Here is a 17,076-nt window from a genome sequence, read left to right as displayed (position 1 = left end):
TGTTAAGACAAGTCGCATCCAAGCAGTATTTTTTCTTTGACCGCGCCGAGGAGACGTCCTGTGGCTTCTAGTTGCTTGATATCGAGTTTCGAGACCGAATGGTGTCTGGCATCAATTTGAATATCCATTCTCGAAACAGCTTCACCTTCAGGGAGTTGCGGCGGCTTTCGGGGTATGCGATCCAGTAGTTCGCCGCGTCGTAGCTCAAAATGTCGAATGGCTGGATCAGTCGTCCCAGCGCGACCTCATCCCTGTAGAATTCAGGTGTGAGGATTGCGACGCCTTGACCCGCAATGGCCGCTGCCGCCTCGAATGTTTGTGCGCCAATGCGGCTGATGGGACTGTCCTGAAACTGCGGATCATCGATGCCCGCCGTTTTGAACCATTGCCGCCACCAAGGGTCTTGTGGATCGATAATACGGAGTTTGAGCAGATCTTCGGGTTTGTTGATGCCGCCGATGGTTTCGGCCAATGCCGGACTGAGCATAGGGGTGAAGCCGCCGCTCATCAGAAGATGGGCCGTCAGTCCGGGCCATTTCCCGTTTCCGGATCGGATGACCAGGTCGACATCCAACTGATTGACGTCGACAAATTCCTGAGAGGTTTCCAAACGGACCGCAAGCCCCGGATTTTCGACCTGAAAAGCGCCGAGATGACGAGACAGCCAGCGCGCTGCGAAAGTGGGCGTGGTGTGAATGAAAAGCGTGCCGCCTGTCGTCTGTCTTGCGTCCCCGACGGCGTTGCGAAGAGCAGCGAAAGCTTCCGATACTCGCGGCGCGAGTTTGCTGCCAGTCTCGGTGAGGATAACCTGCCTTGGTTTGCGAAGAAAAAGGGCGGCCCCCACGAAATCTTCCAATAGCTTGATCTGGTAGCTCACCGCCGTCTGGCTCATGCCCAGCTCGTCACCAGCCTTGGTGAAGCTCAAATGTCGGGCGGCGCTTTCGAAGACCCGTAACGCATTCAGCGGGAAATTCCGCGACAGTTTCATGGATAAGTTCTCTTTATTTATGCAGCCTCATGTTTCATTGGTTTTCTTCAAAAAACAAGCGTATTTCTATCTCCAGTCATCAACTGAACTTTGGAGATAACCCACATGCGTGCCGCATCGTTGCGCGCGTGGCCGCGCTTTGGCGCATTGCTGCGCCTGTTCGAAATCCTCGCCCAGATAGTCCCCGATGCCACGCCGGACGAGGATATGTCCGATCACCTCATGCGTGATATCGGCTTCATGGATGGGCGGGACGGGAAAGGGCCGGGGCGGGAGCGTCGCAGCGATGCATTGCGTGAAGCACTTCGGCTGCCACCAAGGCCGCTATGACGGCTGGGCGTTTGTCTTTAACGAGGTTTCCGCCGATGGGCAGAGTGAGATGTTCGAGATTGGTCGTTCCGCCCTCTCGGGCGAGCCAGCTGGCGAATGTCGCGCGTTTGGTTTTTGAGCCGATCATGCCAATATAAGACAGGTCGTGTCTCGATAGAGCTTCCTTGGCGATCAGGAAATCCAGCGCGTGGTCGTGGGTGACGATGATGGCGGCACCGCCGGGGGGAATGCCTTTCACCATTGCTTCCGGCATGGCCGTCAGTTGCACCGCAACGCCTTCTGGCAATCCATCCAGTTCGGCGCGGCGCGTTTCGATGACCGAGATGGAGAGTGGCAAAAGCGAAAGCGCCTGCGCCAAGGCCTTGCCGACGTGCCCGGCACCGAAAATGAAGACGGCGGGTTGATGTTCTTCCGCCTGCTTCAGACGCGCCGAGAGAGCATCCGCCACAGCCTGCGTTACCTTGGTAAAACGCAATAAGATACGCCCGCCGCAGCACTGGCCGATCTCAGGGCCGAGCGGGATATCCAGCGTCTCGATGCTGGTCTTGCCTTCCAGCATGGCGCGGGCATGGTCGATTGCCATATATTCAAACTGCCCGCCGCCGATGGTCTCCCAGAGGCTTGTCGCGGACACCAGCATGAAGGTTCCGGTCTCTCTCGGTGACGAGCCCTTTACCGCCTCGATCTCTACGAGGACTGCAAGGCCACTATTGGCGAGGAAGGACGCCAGCGACTTAGGCATCTGCTTGCCTCACACCTTCTTCAACCGCTCTACAGCCATCAGCACGCGTTCCGGCGTTGCCGGTGCATCCAGGCGGGGGCAGACCTTGTAGTCGGCGACAGAGGCGATGGCCATGGAGAGGGCTTCCAGAACCGAGATGGCGAGCATGAAGGGGGGTTCGCCGACCGCCTTGGAGCGGCCAATTGTCGGTTCGGCGTTTTCGGCCCATTCCGCCAGCTTCACGTTGAAGATTTTCGGGCGGTCGGAGGCCAGCGGGATTTTGTAGGTGGAGGGGGCGTGAGTGCGCAGCCGTCCCTTCGCGTCCCACCACAGTTCCTCCGTCGTCAGCCAGCCCATGCCCTGCACGAAACCGCCTTCGATCTGACCGATATCGATGGCCGGGTTTAGCGATTTGCCGACATCATGGAGGATATCGGTGCGCTCCATCATATATTCGCCGGTCAGCGTATCGATGGTGACTTCCGAACAGGATGCACCATAGGCGTAATAATAGAAGGGTGTACCTCGACCGGCTGCACGATCCCAGTGGATTTTCGGTGTTTTGTAGAAGCCTGCGGCGGAAAGCTGCACGCGCGCAAAATAAGCCTGTCGGATCAGGTCGTTAAACGAAATTTCCTCGCCGGCGATGCGGATCCGGTTTGGAAGGAAGATGACGTCTTCTTCCGATACACCCCACTTCTCAGCGGCAAATTTGATCAGACGTTCCTTGATCTGTCGGGCCGCGTCCAGCGCCGCCATGCCGTTGAGATCGGTGCCGGAAGAAGCGGCGGTTGCCGAGGTGTTCGGCACTTTGCCGGTCGTCGTGGCGGTGATTTTGACCCGCCCGATATCCACCTGAAACGTGTCGGCTATGACCTGCGCGACCTTGGTGTAAAGACCTTGGCCCATCTCCGTCCCGCCATGGTTCAGGTGGATGGAGCCGTCATTATAGACATGCAGTAGCGCCCCCGCCTGATTGAAGGCTGTCATGGTGAAGGAAATGCCGAATTTCACCGGCGTCAGCGCAATACCCTTGCGCAGGATCGGGCTAGTCCGGTTGAACTCGATGATGGCTTGACGGCGTGCCTGATAATCGCTGGAGGCTTCCAATTCATCTACCACGCGGGCGATTATGTTGTCTTCGACTTCCTGATGATAGGGCGTGGTGGTGCGGCCCGAGCCGGTCTGGCCGTAGAAATTCAACTTTCGGATTTCGAGCGGGTCCTTGCCCACCGCATAGGCGATTTCCTCGATGAAGCGTTCCGCGCCAAGCATGCCCTGCGGGCCACCGAAGCCACGGAAGGCGGTGTTGGAAACCGTATGCGTTTTCAGCGGCTTGGAAGCCAGTTTCACATGCGGGTAGAAATAGCTGGAATCGGCATGGAACAGCGCACGGTCCGTCACCGGGCCAGAAAGGTCCGAGGAGAAGCCGCAGCGTGCTGCGTACGTCGCATCCACTGCATGAATGCGGCCTTCCTCATCGAAGCCGACTTCGTAATCGACTTTGAAATCGTGGCGCTTGCCGGTGGCGACCATGTCCTCATCGCGGTCGGGGCGGATTTTGACGGCCCGCTTCAATTTCTTTGCCGCAATGGCGCAAAGTGCTGCAAACTGGTTGCCCTGCGTTTCCTTGCCGCCGAAGCCGCCGCCCATGCGGCGAACCATGACGGTGACCGCATTGGAGGGAATCTCAAGAATATGGCTGACGATATGCTGGATTTCGCTTGGGTGCTGGGTGGAACTCCACACCGTTACATCGTCATCCTCGCCCGGCACCGCCATGGCTATGTGGCCTTCAAGGTAAAAATGCTCCTGTCCGCCGATGCGCATCGAGCCTGTCAGGCGGCGCGGGGCGACGTCCATTTCCACGCCAGCATCGCCACGTTGCAGCACCATGCCAGGCGTTACCAGCGGCTCGCCATTTTCAAGCGACGTGTCGATATCCGTAAAGTGGGGCAAGTCCTTGTAGGTGATCTTTGCCCTGCGCGCTGCTTTGCGGGCAATGTCGCGGGTCTCGGCAAAGACGGCGAAGATCGGCTGGCCGTGAAACTCCACCAGCTTTTCCGCCAAGAGCGGCTCGTCATGGCGACCGCCTGATGATACGTCGTTTTCGCCGGGAACGTCCTTACCTGTCATCACCCAGAGCACGCCAGGCGTTGCTTCCACCTCCGCCAAATCCATCGAGAGGATTTCGGCATGGGCGCGGTCGGAGAGGCCCAGAGCGCCGTGGATCAGGCCTGCGGGCTCTGGAATATCATCGATATATTCGGCAGTCCCGGTCACATGCTTATGCGCTGAATCATGGCGAAGCGACCCATGCATCTTGCCATCGACTTCGGTTTTCTGGCGGTCGAATGTGGTGGTGTCCATTTCAGTTCTCCCCTCCGTCTCGAAGGGTATCGGCCATCTCTACGCCCTCATTCCTGTGCTTGTCACAGGAATCCAGCCAAGGCGCGTCTGCGCTGTGAAGGGTTCTTTCGCGACCAAGGACTTGGTCGCACTGGATTCCTGTGACAAGCACAGGAATGAGGGAGGTTGGGTTTGTGCCAATCATGATCAAGCCTCCTCAAGCGCAAAGCGCTTGATTTCCTGCGGCTTCCCCGAAGTTTCCAGAAAGAACCGCGTCAGCAGGTTCTTCGCCGTCAGCATTCGGTATTCGGCAGTGGCGCGCCAGTCGGTCAGTGGTTGAAAATCGGTGTCGATTGTGTCGCGTGCGGCATCGATAGTCTCTTGGTCCCACGCTTTGCCCCGCAAAGCATCCTCCAGAGCTGTCGCGCGCTTCGGCGTTCCCGCCATGCCACCAAAGGCGATGCGGATGTCTTCCACGGTGCCGTCCCCGGCGAGCGTGAGATGATAGGCCGCGCAAAGCGCCGAGATGTCCTCGTCGCGGCGTTTCGAGATCTTGTAGATGGCAAACTGGCTGTCAGGCGCTGGAAGTGGCACCTCGATCTTCTCCACGAATTCGCCGGAAAAGCGGTCCTGCTTGCCATATTCGATAAAGAATTTTTCCAGCGGCAAAGAGCGGCTGCCAGATGCCGAGCGCAGTGTCAGTGTCGCGCCAAGCGCGATCAGCGGCGGCGGAGTGTCGCCGATGGGCGATCCGTTGGCTATGTTGCCGCCGATGGTCCCCATGTTGCGCACCTGCTGGCCGCCGATCCGGTCGATCAGCCGTCCGAACGCCGGAATCTGCTTTGCCAGCGTTTCAAAAGCTTGCGCGTAGGTCGTGCCAGCGCCGATGGAAATCACGTCATTCGTCACCGAGATCGATTGAAGCTCGCTCAGGTGGCTGATGAAGATCACCGTGTTCAGCGCCCGCATCTGCTTTGTTACCCAGAGGCCGACATCTGTCGAACCCGCAACGATGGTGGCTTTCGGTTCTGCACCGTAAACGGTCGCAAAATCCGATAGGCTGGCAGGGACGATGGTCCGACATTCATCCTTGGAAACAATGATCGTCTCGTTGAGGGGAATGGCCCATAGCCGAGACATGATGCTGGCGCGGTCGCGCTCGATCGGATCGAACAGAGTGCTGGGCCGGGCTACGGTCACGCTCTCGGCTGCCTTGATGATGGGCTCGTAGCCGGTGCATCGACAGAGATTGCCTTGCAGCGCCGTTTCGATATCGGCGCGCGAAGGTTTCTCACGCGATAGCCATAAGCCGTAAAGCGACATGACGAAGCCTGGTGTGCAAAAACCGCATTGCGAGCCGTGGTAATCCACCATGGCCTGCTGCACCGGGTGAAGCGCGCCGTCCTTACCCGCCAGATGTTCCACTGTCACTATATGCGTACCGTGCAGCGAGCCCATAAAACGGATGCAGGCATTGACCGTTTCGTAACGCAACGAGCCCTCGAAAAGCCGACCGACCAGCACCGTGCATGCGCCGCAATCGCCTTCGGCGCAGCCTTCCTTGGTTCCAGTCAGTCTCTTTCGCAGCCTCAGATAATCGAGCAGCGTTTCCGTAGGGCCGAAGTCCTTCAGAACGATGGTCTCGTTATTGAGGATGAAGCTGATTGCGTCTTTCATGCACTGCCTTCGTTTCATTGTCTTTATTGGGCGGTCCAGCCGCCATCGATGGAGATATGCGTTCCGGTAATCTGCTTGGCTGCGTCGCTTGCGAGAAACACTGCTGTTGCCGCCACCTCGGCGGGGCTGACGAATTCCTTTGTTGCCTGAAGCCTCAGCAACACGTCGTTTTTCACCTCTTCCTCGCTGATGCCGCGTGCTTTCGCCGTATCCGGAATCTGCTTTTCTACCAGCGAGGTCAGCACATAGCCGGGGCAGATGGCGTTGACGGTTATGCCGGTTTCGGCCAGTTCGAGGGCGGCAGATTTCGTCAGTCCCATGATACCATGTTTTGCCGCAACGTAGGCGGATTTAAACGGTGAGGCGACAAGCCCATGCGCAGATGAAATGTTGATGATGCGGCCTTTTCCGGCAGTTTTCATCAACGGTATCACGGCGCGCATGGTGTGGAACGAACTCGTCAGATTGACGGCTATGATCTGGTCCCATTTTTCCGGCGGAAACTCCTCCACCGGGGCCACATGCTGAACGCCTGCATTGTTGACCAGCACATCGACCGAGCCAAGCTTTTCATGCGTGGTCTTGACGAGATCGAAGATTTCGTCCGGCTTGGTCATGTCGGCTGGATGATAGAGAATGCGGGTACCGCTCTCTGCCTCCATCAGCAGCCGTGTATGTTCGATTTCGTCTTCGTTGCCGAATCCGTTCAGCATCACGTTACAACCGTCGTTGGCAAAGGCCTGCGCAATTCCCAAGCCTATACCACTGGTCGATCCCGTTACGATCACTGTCCGCTGCATGCGTTCCCCTTTTATCCAACGTCACTACGGCTCGTACTTCAAGTTATGCTTAAACCGGGGGAACTGGCAATTGGATTTCACATACACAGCCAAGAGTGGGTTGACTTTGTTCTTCCCGCATATTGTGTTGCGCCAAACTGATTTTCGGGAGGAATAAATGGGCGGCTACGTTCTCGCCATCGACCAGGGTACAACATCGACGCGCGCCATCGTTTTTGACGGCTCGATGAAGGTGGCAGGGACCGGGCAGAAAGAGTTCAGGCAGATATTCCCGAATTCCGGCTGGGTGGAACACGACCCAGAGGAGATTTGGGAAACCGTCGTCTGGTCCATCAAACAGGCGCTGGAAAAGGCAAATCTCAAGGCTTCCGATATTTCCGCCATCGGCATAACCAACCAGCGCGAAACGACGCTGCTGTGGGATCGTGAAACCGGTAAGCCCTTGCACAATGCGATCGTCTGGCAGGATCGTCGCACGGCAAAATATTGCGACAAACTGAAGAAGGCCGGTCACGAGAAGCTTTTCACCAAGCGCACCGGCCTGCTGCTGGACCCTTATTTTTCCGGTACCAAGCTTTCCTGGCTCCTGTCCAACGTGAAGGGCGCGCGCAAGCGGGCGGAAAAGGGTGAGCTTTGCTTCGGCACCGTCGATACCTTCCTGATCTGGCGTCTAACGGGCGGCAAGTCCTTCGTCACGGACGCGACCAATGCCTCGCGCACGTTGATGTTCAATATCGAAAAGAACGTCTGGGACAAGGAACTGCTCGACATCCTCGACGTACCTAAATCCGTACTGCCGGAAGTGCTGGATTGTGCCGCCGACTTCGGCGTGGCAGATGCGGAACTGTTCGGCGCGGAAATTCCGATCTTGGGCGTAGCGGGAGACCAGCACGCCGCCGTCATCGGTCAGGCCTGCTTCGAGCCCGGTATGTTGAAGTCAACCTATGGAACAGGCTGCTTTGCGCTGCTCAATACGGGTGAGGACATCGTTCGCTCCAAGAACCGGCTGTTGACGACGATTGCCTATCGTCTCGATGGCAAGTCCTATTACGCGCTGGAGGGTTCCATCTTCGTGGCCGGTGCCGCCGTGCAGTGGCTGCGTGATGGCCTGAAGATCATCGGCTCCGCGCCTGAGACGGGCGCTTTGGCCGACAAGGCCGATCCGGGGCAGGACGTCTATCTCGTTCCCGCTTTCGTCGGTCTCGGTGCGCCCTGGTGGGATGCCGAGGCGCGTGGCGCAATGTTCGGCCTGACACGGGGGACGGGGCCAGCCGAGTTTGCGCGCGCCGCACTCGAGGCCGTCTGCTACCAGACCGGCGATCTGTTGGATGCCATGCACAAAGATTGGAAGAACGGTGATTGCGATACCGTCTTGCGCGTGGATGGCGGCATGGTGGCCTCCGACTGGACGATGCAGCGCCTTTCCGATCTGATCGATGCGCCGGTCGACCGCCCCGTAATCCTCGAGACGACGGCACTCGGTGCCGCATGGCTTGCTGGCAGCAGCGCAGGGGTTTGGCCAAGCATGAAGGAGTTTTCCGAGGCCTGGTCGCGCGATCGCCGTTTCGAGCCGACGATGGATGAGGAAACCCGGACGCGGAAGATCAAAGGCTGGAAAAATGCTGTAAGGCGCACGTTGAGCGCCAGTTGAAATTCGCCAGTTATAGTAATTCATGAAATACGCTATGGTGTGTGCTGTTCAAGGGGAGGAACAGCACATGCCATCCATAGCAGAACATGAGTTGTCGCTTAGCCGTATTGTCGATGCAACGCCGGAAAAGATGTTTCGGGCCTGGACCGATCCGGATTTACTTGTCAGCTGGTGGGCACCTTTACCCTACACCACGTCAGATGCAGTTATAGATCTAAGGCCCGGTGGCGCATTCAATACCACCATGCATGCGCCGACAGGCGAGATTTACGAAAACCTCGGCGTTTTTCTGGATGTCGTGCCCAACCAGCGTATCGTCTTTACCGATGCTTTCACCGAAGGCTGGGCTCCTGCCGAGCGGCCTTTCATGACCGGCTACATCACCTTCGAAGATGCGGGAAACGGGAAGACCAAATATACGGCCCGCGCCTTGCACTGGAACGCCGACGACAAGAAAACCCATGTGGACATGGGCTTTGAGGAGGGTTGGACCGCTGCGGCGGAACAACTTGAGGCGCTTCTGCAAAAGATTTGAACCGGAGTCTTTTCCGCCGCTGCCATCGAAATTATCGAACAATCCGTTTCAGATTTTCAGTTTGCTTCACGACCCTCGCGCACCTATTTCAGTTTTCTAAATTGCGCATGGCGATTTGAGAAAATCGATGCGGTCTTTGAACGAGGAGCGGGCATGGAACTTGGTCTCTATACATTCGCGGATGTCGATCCGAAACCTGCTGACGGCTTCGGGCAGGAAGGCGCGCGGCGTCTCAAGGATTTGCTGGAAGAAATCGAGCTTGCCGATCAGGTCGGCCTCGACGTGTTCGGCCTTGGCGAACATCACCGGCCCGACTATGTGGTCTCTTCGCCCTCCACCGTTCTTGCCGCGGCTGCCGTAAAGACAAACAACATCCGGCTTTCCAGCGCTGTTTCCGTGCTGAGTTCAGATGATCCGATCCGGGTTTTCCAGCAGTTCGCCACAGTGGACCTATTGTCCAACGGGCGTGCGGAGATCATGGCGGGGCGCGGCTCCTTTATCGAATCCTATCCGCTATTCGGCTATAATCTTGAAGATTACGACGAACTCTTCGCCGAAAAGCTCGACCTTCTTCTGGCGCTTCGTGAAAGCGAGATCGTCACATGGTCCGGCACCAAGCATCCGCCCATCAATGGCCGGGGCGTCTATCCGCGTCCCTTGCAGGAGCTTTTACCCGTTTGGATCGCTGTCGGAGGAACCCCGCAGTCTGTTGCTCGTGCGGGTGCCATGGGTCTGCCGGTGGCGCTTGCCATTATCGGCGGCGAGTATCGACGTTTCGCGCCGCTTTTTGATCTTTATCGCGAGGCGGCTCGCCGCGCTGGTCAACCGGCGGAAAAGCAGAAGACCAGTATCAACGTCCACGGTTTCATTGCCGATACGACCGACAAGGCCGCCGATCAGTTCTATGGACCGCAGGCGGCGGTGATGGACCGGATCGGCCGTGAGCGCGGCTGGGGGCCAACGAACCGTGCGCATTTCGACATGGCGCGTGGGCCAGAAGGCAATCTTTTCCTCGGTGAGCCGGAACTGGTCGCGGAAAAGATCATCAAGGCCCATGGCGTATTCAAGAACGATCGCTTCCTTCTGCAAATGGCCATCGGGCTTATGCCGCACGACCAGATCATGCGCGGGATCGAGCTTTACGGCACCAAAGTCGCTCCTATCGTCAGAAAAGAATTGACTGGCAGTGCCGATAGGGTGAAAGCGACGGCTTGATTGCCGGGCTTTATTTTCGCCCTCTGCCGAAGACATGGACGTGAAATGGTTATCTCGACGGAAGAAGAACTCATCAAGCTCAAGGATATTGGCCGGATCTGCGCTGTCGCGATGCAGACCATGGCCAATGCGCTGGAGCCGGGGATCACCACCGCTGAGCTGGACGATATCGGTCGCAAGGTGCTGGAGGGAAACGGCGCGCAGTCTGCGCCTGAATTCTGCTACCAGTTCCCGGGTGCCACCTGCATCAGCGTCAATGAGGAAGTGGCGCATGGCATTCCCGGCCCGCGCATCATCAAGGCGGGCGATCTCGTCAATATCGATGTCTCCGCCGTAAAAGACGGTTTCTTCGGTGACACCGGCTCGTCCTTCGCCATGCCGCCGGTGAAAAAGGAGATCGAACGTCTCTGCCGGGATGGCAAGCGTGCGATGTGGACGGGCTTGCAACAGGTGAAGGCCGGTCGTCCGCTTGCCGACATCGGCAACTCCATCGGCGCTTTTGCCAAGAAGAACCGCTACACGCTGATCACCAACCTCGCCAGCCACGGCATCGGGCGTTCCCTGCACGAAGAGCCGACGGAGCTCGCCACCTGGCCGGACAAGGATGAAACCCGCGTCATGACCGACGGTATGGTCTTCACCGTAGAACCGTTTTTATCCATGGGTGCCTATTGGGCCGAAGACGGCGATGACGACCCCTGGACACTCTTCAGCGACCCAAGCGCTCCTACGGTCCAATTCGAACACACGGTGGTGGCCACCAAGAACGGACCGCTGATCCTCACGCTTGCGGAATAATCTCCACCGGATTTTCGTCAGTGCTTAAGTAACACTTTGGCATATGCAGTAGCGGAGACGCTCCACTATCTTACATCTTCGTAAGATAGTGTTTGCCGCGTTGCCGTGGACAAATTTCTGGCCTAGTTTCGCGACCAAAGTGCTTCGCCAATAATGGCTGATCTCCAAACTCGCGAGAGTTCGAAACGTGTTTCATTCCTTTTTCCCAAAACCCAAGCTGTTTTTTACCTCTGCCCTAGTCTGGTCGTTGCTCATGATTGGGTTGTGGTATGCCGGTGCAAAGGACTGGGGGTCATCTCTAGGCATTCCGTCTTTACCGGAAGGGCAGGCGCCTATCATCGGGGTATCAGTGTTCTGGTCTCCGCCGTTTCTCTGGTTTTATCTGTTTTATATAGTGGCAGTTGGTCTATTCGCCGCTTTCTGGTTCGCATTCAGCCCGCACAGGTGGCAGAACTGGTCGATACTGGGCTCTGCACTGATTATTTTCGCTACGTATTTTTCGGTTCAGGTCAGCGTTGCGATGAATGCATGGTACGGTCCGTATTATGATCTCGTCCAGCAAGCGCTCGCAAAAACGGCTCCGGTAACGGCGGAGCAACTCTATATGGGGCTAGTCGGCGTCACAGGTATTCTGTTTTTCGCTATCACGGTTGGCGTTCTCAATCTTTTCTTCGTCAGCCACTATATCTTCCGTTGGCGTACGGCGATGAACGAGTTCTACATGGCGAATTGGGACCGCCTGCGTCATATCGAAGGCGCCTCCCAGCGTGTTCAAGAAGATACGATGCGATTTTCGAGCACCGTTGAAGGCTTGGGCGTTGGGCTCGTTAGAGCGATCATGACGCTTATCGCTTTTCTGCCTGTGCTATTTACTTTCTCAGAAACGATTACCGAGCTTCCGATCGTTGGCGAAATTCCCCATGCTCTCGTTTGGGCCGCCGTTGTTTGGTCTTTGTTCGGTACGGGCTTTCTTGCCTTGGTCGGTATCAAGCTTCCAGGCCTTGAATTCCGCAATCAGCGTGTCGAAGCTGCCTATCGAAAAGAACTGGTTTACGGCGAAGACCATGACGACAGGGCGGATCCGATAACTGTCGCAGAATTATTTGCAAAAGTTCGCAAAAATTACTTCCGCCTGTATTTCCATTACATGTACTTCAATGTCGCCCGTATTTTTTATCTGCAAGCGGATAACCTTTACAGCTTGATCGTACTTATCCCCTCTATTGCAGCAGGCAAAGTTACTCTTGGCGTATTCACGCAGATCGGTAACGTCTTCGATCAGGTGCGAGGTTCGTTCCAGTACCTCATCAATTCATGGACTACGATCGTTGAACTTCTATCCATCTATAAGCGCCTCAAAGCTTTCGAAGCAGCCATCGACGACAAGCCGCTGCCGGAAATCGATCAGCGCTATCTGAAGCGTGAAGCGGAAGATGGTGAACTGGCTGCGAACAAACCTACGTAATCGGGGCGAAAACCTCTTCTCCGTCATCCTCGGCCTTGTGCCGAGGATCTAACCAAGTTGAAATATTTGAGACGTTGCGGATGCTCGGGATGGGTCCGAGCATAACGACAAGCTGGGCTTCGCCAGACATTTCCGCATTTTTTTGTACGATGAAATGCTACTAATCCGTTGATTTACGAGATTGTTCGCACTGAGCAAAGCCCTCACCCCTCAGACTTTTCCTTCCGTCGCGCCTCGATCATCGGCATCGCCTCTTCATAGCTGACACAGGCGACATCTTCTTTCTTACAAACTTCGCGTAGCAGGCGCTCGTAGGCGTTCCAATACGCGCCGCCGTTCATCTTCACGAAGTGAAAGCCGAGCTGAAGCGGAATGCGTTCGCCGTTGTATTGCTTGTCGAAGGCGGCGCGGAAGGCGGTGTAGGCGCGGTCTTCGAACTCGGCGGATTTCGCGGGTGTTTCGATGGCCATGGAGTGGCGCACGAAGAGATTATAATCCATCGCAATGATAGGACGGTTATTCGGGCCTTCGGGAATAAGCGGCAGGCCGAAATGCTCTATCCCGTTTTTTCGCACCGGCCACGCCGGACCTTTGGTGATGCTGGTCGCGTCGAAGGCAAAGCCGTGCTTCTTTTGCGCCGCTGTCAGCGCATCGCTTTGTGAGAGATAGGGTGCGCGAAAGCCGTTGATGCCGTGCACGAATTCGCGCCAGCCCTGCGGCTCCTCGACCTTTTTGCCGATCATCGACCAGGCATTTTCCATGGCGCTGGTGAACGCGGTGAATTCGGCGTCCCATTGATCCTCGGTCCACTCGCCGCCATCGAAATGGCCGCAGGTGTGATTGGCAATCTCGTGGCCTTCCTGTTTGGCTTCCCAGATATTGCGCAGCCGCGTTTCCACCTCTTCCACCGACTGCCCGAAACCGACGTTGGAACGGCCGATCTTCTGCCCCGGTCCCTGATAGGTCTTGGAACTGGTCTTGCGGTCCATGATCAGCGTGCAAGCGAGAAAGTATGTGAAATGTGCACCCACTTCCTTCGCCGTTGCGCGGCTTCGCGCCCACAGCGCATTGTCGCCCGCGCCATCGAAAGACACCAGCACGAGCTGCTTCGGCTTTTCATCTGGCTGGACCGGCTGCGCGAACGCCGCCGTTGCCGTGGCTATGGAAAGCAAAAGGGGGACGAGGGGACGCAACATTCAGTGACCACGTAAAATTTCAAAAGCGGCCTTTTGCCGGTCGATTACGGCGAAGCTTTGATTTGGCTGGCATTTTTTGCCTTTTCGCCATAATCCAAGATGCACTGAACTATCGTTTTCCGGCAAAGGAAGCCTTCATGCTCTTGCTCGTCGTGTCCCTCATCATTTTCTTCGCCACGCATTCGCTGCGTCTCATTGCTCCCGGCTTCCGTTCAGATTTGATCAGCCGCTTGGGCGAAGGGCTGTTCAAGGGCATCTATTCCGTGGTCAGCATCCTCTCAATCGCTTTCGTTGCCTATGCTTTTGGGCAGGCGCGGCAGGTCACGGACATGCTTTACTATCCGCCTGTCTGGATGAGCCATATTGCACTGACGTTGATGCTGATCGCAATGATCTGTCTTGCCGCCAGCATCCTTCCTGCTGGCCATATTGCGACCAAGACCAAACATCCTCTGGTTCTCTCTTTGAAAATCTGGGCATTTTCGCATCTTCTCGCCAACGGCGAGACCTCGTCCGTCATCCTTTTTGCCTCGTTTCTCGCGTGGGGCGTGGTGATGCGTATTTTCCTGAAGCGGCAGCAGAGAGCGGGACAACTTGCTCTTCGGCCTTTCGTATCTTCCCGAAATGATTTTGGCGCGATCGTACTGGGAGTTCTGCTTTGGTCCGCCTTCATCTGGAAGCTGCATGAATGGTTGATCGGGGTTCAACCGTTGCCGATGTAAGTAAATCAGGTCTTTTTGATCTGCTAATGCCAGGGGAGGCGCTCTTTCCCCCTTACATAACAACGAAAATACGCTAGAAGGCCGAGCAATAAAGGTGGCTGGCCTTGTTTTGCCAACCCCGCAAGCGCTTTGGCATGTCCGCATGACGGTCGAAACAAATCGATCGATGCGGATAATGGAGAATTTGATGGCGAACGAGAATGAAACCTTCATCCGCGAAGTGAACGAGCAGATTCGCTCCGAGCAACTGAGCAATTTCTGGGGGCGTTACGGCATTGTCGTCATCGGTGCTGCGATCCTGATCGTGCTTGGCGCGGCAGGTGCGGGTATCTATGAATATTGGAGCAGCAATCGCGCCTCCAATTCCGGCGATCAGTTTGCAGGCGCGCTGACGCTGGCGGCCGAAGGTAAGCAGGATGAGGCATTGAAGGCGCTTTCCGAGCTTGAGACATCGGGCCACGGCTCTTACCCGGTCCTCGCGAAGTTCCGCTCGGCCACGCTCCTGGCGCAAAAGGGCGATGCCGCTGGCGCAATTGCCGCCTTTACCAATATCGGCAATGACACCAGCGCGCCGCAGGTCTTCCGCGACACGGCGAAGGTTCGTGCAGCCTGGCTGCTGGTAGACAACGGCACTTACGAGCAGGTTTCGGCTCAAGCCGAAGCGCTGACCAGCGAAGGTCAGGCTATGCGCAATTCTGCACGCGAAGCGCTCGGTCTTGCTGCGTATAAGGCAGGCAACTTTGCGCAGGCCAAGCAGTGGTTCGAACAGATCACCGGTGATGTTCAGGCGCCACGCAATGTCGCCAACCGCGCACAGATCATGCTGGATAATATTGCCGCAACCGGCAAGGCATCGTAAACAGTCTACCCAATAATCGCCGCTGGCCGGCTGTAAATGGCAATTTCTGCGCTTACCTAGGCTCACGTACTTTAAGTACGCTGCGCTCCGGTTCCCGAAAATATCATTTTCGCCAGACCAGTAGCAATTCTTGAATAGACTGTGCGTTTGCGCAAAAGTTTAGATTAGGATTTTCAATGAGTTTCACCGTCGCCATCGTCGGGCGTCCCAATGTCGGCAAGTCCACGCTGTTCAACCGTCTGGTTGGCAAGAAGCTGGCGCTTGTGGATGATACGCCGGGCGTGACCCGAGATCGCCGTCCGGGCGACGCGAAGCTCGTGGACCTGCGTTTCACCATCATCGATACCGCCGGTCTTGAGCAGTCCGGTCCGGAAACGCTTCAGGGCCGCATGTGGGCGCAGACGGAAGAGGCCATCGAAGAGGCCGATTTGACGTTGTTCGTCGTAGACGCAAAATACGGCCTGACGCCTGCCGATGAAACGCTCGGCGAGATGCTGCGCCGTCGCGGCAAGCCTGTGGTGCTGGTGGCTAACAAATCCGAAGCCAAGGGTTCGGATGGCGGCTTTTACGATGCCTATACGCTCGGCCTTGGCGAGCCTTGCCCGATTTCCGCCGAGCATGGTCAGGGCATGATCGATCTGCGCGATGCCATCGTCGCTGCCATCGGCGAAGACGTGGCCTTCCCGCCGGAAGACGATTTCGATGAGGCCGAAACCGACATTTCCGTGCGCGACGACGTGGATGATGAGGATGAAGAGCCGGTCTATGACGAGACCAAGCCGCTGCGCGTCGCCATTATCGGTCGCCCGAATGCAGGAAAGTCCACGCTTATCAACCGCTTCCTCGGTGAAGACCGTCTGCTGACCGGCCCGGAAGCGGGAATCACCCGCGACAGTATTTCGGTGGAATGGGACTGGCGCGGCCGCACCATCAAAATGTTCGATACGGCGGGTATGCGCCGCAAGGCAAGAGTGACGGAGAAGCTGGAAAAGCTTTCGGTTGCAGATTCGCTGCGCTCCATCCGCTTTGCGGAAACGGTGGTGATCGTCTTCGATAGCACCATTCCATTCGAGAAGCAGGATCTACAGCTTGTGGATCTGGTCATCCGCGAAGGCCGCGCCGCCGTGCTGGCCTTCAACAAGTGGGATTTGGTGGAAGATCCGCAGGCGTTTCTCGCCGATCTGCGTGAGAAGACAGAGCGTCTGCTTCCGCAGGCACGCGGCATACGCGCCGTTCCGATTTCCGGCCAGACCGGTTACGGCCTCGATCGCCTGATGCAGAACATCATCGACACGGACAAGATCTGGAACCGCCGTATTTCTACTGCCAAGCTCAACAAGTGGCTGGATATGCAGGTCACGCAGCACCCGCCACCGGCCGTCTCCGGTCGCCGTCTGCGCCTGAAATACATGACGCAGGTCAAGGCCCGCCCGCCTGCCTTCATGATTTCCTGCACCCGGCCTGAAGCGATCCCGGAATCCTACACGCGCTATCTGGTAAACGGCCTGCGCAAGGATTTCGACATGCCTGGCGTGCCGATCCGCGTGCATTATCGTGGTTCGGATAATCCGTTCGAGCATAAGGCGAAGAAGCGGTAACGGCGGCGTTCACGGACTGGGGTACAAACTTGCCTCACACTCGACGTCATCAACTCTGTTGAGCTAAATCCTCTCTGAGCCTTGCGTTGATGGTTATGATGATTTTGCGCATGGTTGCTGCGATTGCGACGATGGGTGGTTTTCCGTTTTCGATGAGGCGTTTGTAGAAAGG

14 protein-coding genes and 1 pseudogene are annotated in these 17,076 nt (G+C 56.8%); 8 read left to right on the top strand and 7 right to left on the bottom strand.

The features are described from left to right. Positions 1-67 precede the first annotated feature (67 nt). The 5 genes from G6L28_RS10535 to G6L28_RS10515 form a co-directional block, all read right to left on the bottom strand. Entirely contained in the window at positions 68-988 is a 921-nt protein-coding gene (locus G6L28_RS10535; RefSeq protein WP_174063731.1) for a LysR substrate-binding domain-containing protein, read from the bottom strand. 238 nt (positions 989-1,226) lie between these two features. Further along, positions 1,227-2,060, bottom strand: coding sequence for a xanthine dehydrogenase accessory protein XdhC (gene xdhC / locus G6L28_RS10530; RefSeq protein ID WP_174063730.1), 834 nt, complete (start codon positions 2,058-2,060; stop codon positions 1,227-1,229). 9 nt (positions 2,061-2,069) lie between these two features. Then, positions 2,070-4,409, bottom strand: coding sequence for a xanthine dehydrogenase molybdopterin binding subunit (xdhB, locus tag G6L28_RS10525; RefSeq protein ID WP_174063729.1), 2,340 nt, complete (start codon positions 4,407-4,409; stop codon positions 2,070-2,072). Between the two features lie 186 nt (positions 4,410-4,595). Continuing rightward, positions 4,596-6,065 (bottom strand): xanthine dehydrogenase small subunit, encoded by a 1,470-nt coding sequence (xdhA, locus tag G6L28_RS10520; protein WP_174063728.1) that lies wholly within the window; start codon positions 6,063-6,065, stop codon positions 4,596-4,598. 23 nt (positions 6,066-6,088) lie between these two features. Beyond that, entirely contained in the window at positions 6,089-6,865 is a 777-nt protein-coding gene (locus G6L28_RS10515) for a 3-hydroxybutyrate dehydrogenase (protein ID WP_174063727.1), read from the bottom strand. A gap of 157 nt (positions 6,866-7,022) precedes the next feature. Between G6L28_RS10515 and glpK the strand changes: the two genes are divergently transcribed. The 5 genes from glpK to sbmA all read left to right on the top strand — a co-directional run bounded on the left by glpK (position 7,023) and on the right by sbmA (position 12,529). Continuing rightward, the gene (glpK, locus tag G6L28_RS10510) at positions 7,023-8,516 is read left to right on the top strand and encodes a glycerol kinase GlpK (RefSeq protein ID WP_174063726.1); all 1,494 of its coding nucleotides are present in this window, start codon (positions 7,023-7,025) and stop codon (positions 8,514-8,516) included. A gap of 67 nt (positions 8,517-8,583) precedes the next feature. Beyond that, positions 8,584-9,051 carry an SRPBCC family protein gene (locus tag G6L28_RS10505; RefSeq protein WP_174063725.1) on the top strand — a complete coding sequence of 156 codons (468 nt, stop codon included), beginning with the start codon at positions 8,584-8,586 and terminating at the stop codon, positions 9,049-9,051. A 153-nt stretch (positions 9,052-9,204) separates the two neighbouring features. Further along, positions 9,205-10,266, top strand: a complete 1,062-nt coding sequence (locus tag G6L28_RS10500) for an LLM class flavin-dependent oxidoreductase (RefSeq protein WP_174063724.1) — start codon at positions 9,205-9,207, stop codon at positions 10,264-10,266. 45 nt (positions 10,267-10,311) lie between these two features. Then, the gene (map, locus tag G6L28_RS10495) at positions 10,312-11,064 is read left to right on the top strand and encodes a type I methionyl aminopeptidase (RefSeq protein ID WP_174063723.1); all 753 of its coding nucleotides are present in this window, start codon (positions 10,312-10,314) and stop codon (positions 11,062-11,064) included. Between the two features lie 187 nt (positions 11,065-11,251). After that, positions 11,252-12,529, top strand: coding sequence for a peptide antibiotic transporter SbmA (sbmA, locus tag G6L28_RS10490; RefSeq protein ID WP_174063722.1), 1,278 nt, complete (start codon positions 11,252-11,254; stop codon positions 12,527-12,529). A 203-nt stretch (positions 12,530-12,732) separates the two neighbouring features. Here sbmA and G6L28_RS10485 read toward each other — a convergent pair whose 3' ends face one another. Then, entirely contained in the window at positions 12,733-13,725 is a 993-nt protein-coding gene (locus G6L28_RS10485) for a polysaccharide deacetylase family protein (protein ID WP_174063721.1), read from the bottom strand. A 137-nt stretch (positions 13,726-13,862) separates the two neighbouring features. Here G6L28_RS10485 and G6L28_RS10480 point away from each other — a divergent pair, with 137 nt between their 5' ends. The 3 genes from G6L28_RS10480 to der all read left to right on the top strand — a co-directional run bounded on the left by G6L28_RS10480 (position 13,863) and on the right by der (position 16,904). Continuing rightward, the gene (locus G6L28_RS10480) at positions 13,863-14,447 is read left to right on the top strand and encodes an NnrU family protein (RefSeq protein WP_174063720.1); all 585 of its coding nucleotides are present in this window, start codon (positions 13,863-13,865) and stop codon (positions 14,445-14,447) included. A 187-nt stretch (positions 14,448-14,634) separates the two neighbouring features. Next, a complete protein-coding gene (locus G6L28_RS10475; protein ID WP_174063719.1) occupies positions 14,635-15,306 on the top strand; it encodes a tetratricopeptide repeat protein in 672 nt (223 codons plus the stop codon). Positions 15,307-15,482: 176 nt separating this feature from the next. After that, positions 15,483-16,904: a ribosome biogenesis GTPase Der gene (gene der, locus G6L28_RS10470; protein WP_174063718.1), complete on the top strand. Its 1,422-nt coding sequence runs from the start codon at positions 15,483-15,485 to the stop codon at positions 16,902-16,904. A gap of 49 nt (positions 16,905-16,953) precedes the next feature. Here the strand turns inward: der and G6L28_RS23200 are convergent. Continuing rightward, positions 16,954-17,076: pseudogene (locus tag G6L28_RS23200) on the bottom strand (IS110 family transposase); the annotation flags it as partial.

The organism is Agrobacterium larrymoorei, assembly GCF_013322225.1.
GTDB classification, from domain to species: Bacteria; Pseudomonadota; Alphaproteobacteria; order Rhizobiales; family Rhizobiaceae; genus Agrobacterium; species Agrobacterium larrymoorei_A.
This window is presented reverse-complemented; position numbering and strand designations above follow the sequence as displayed.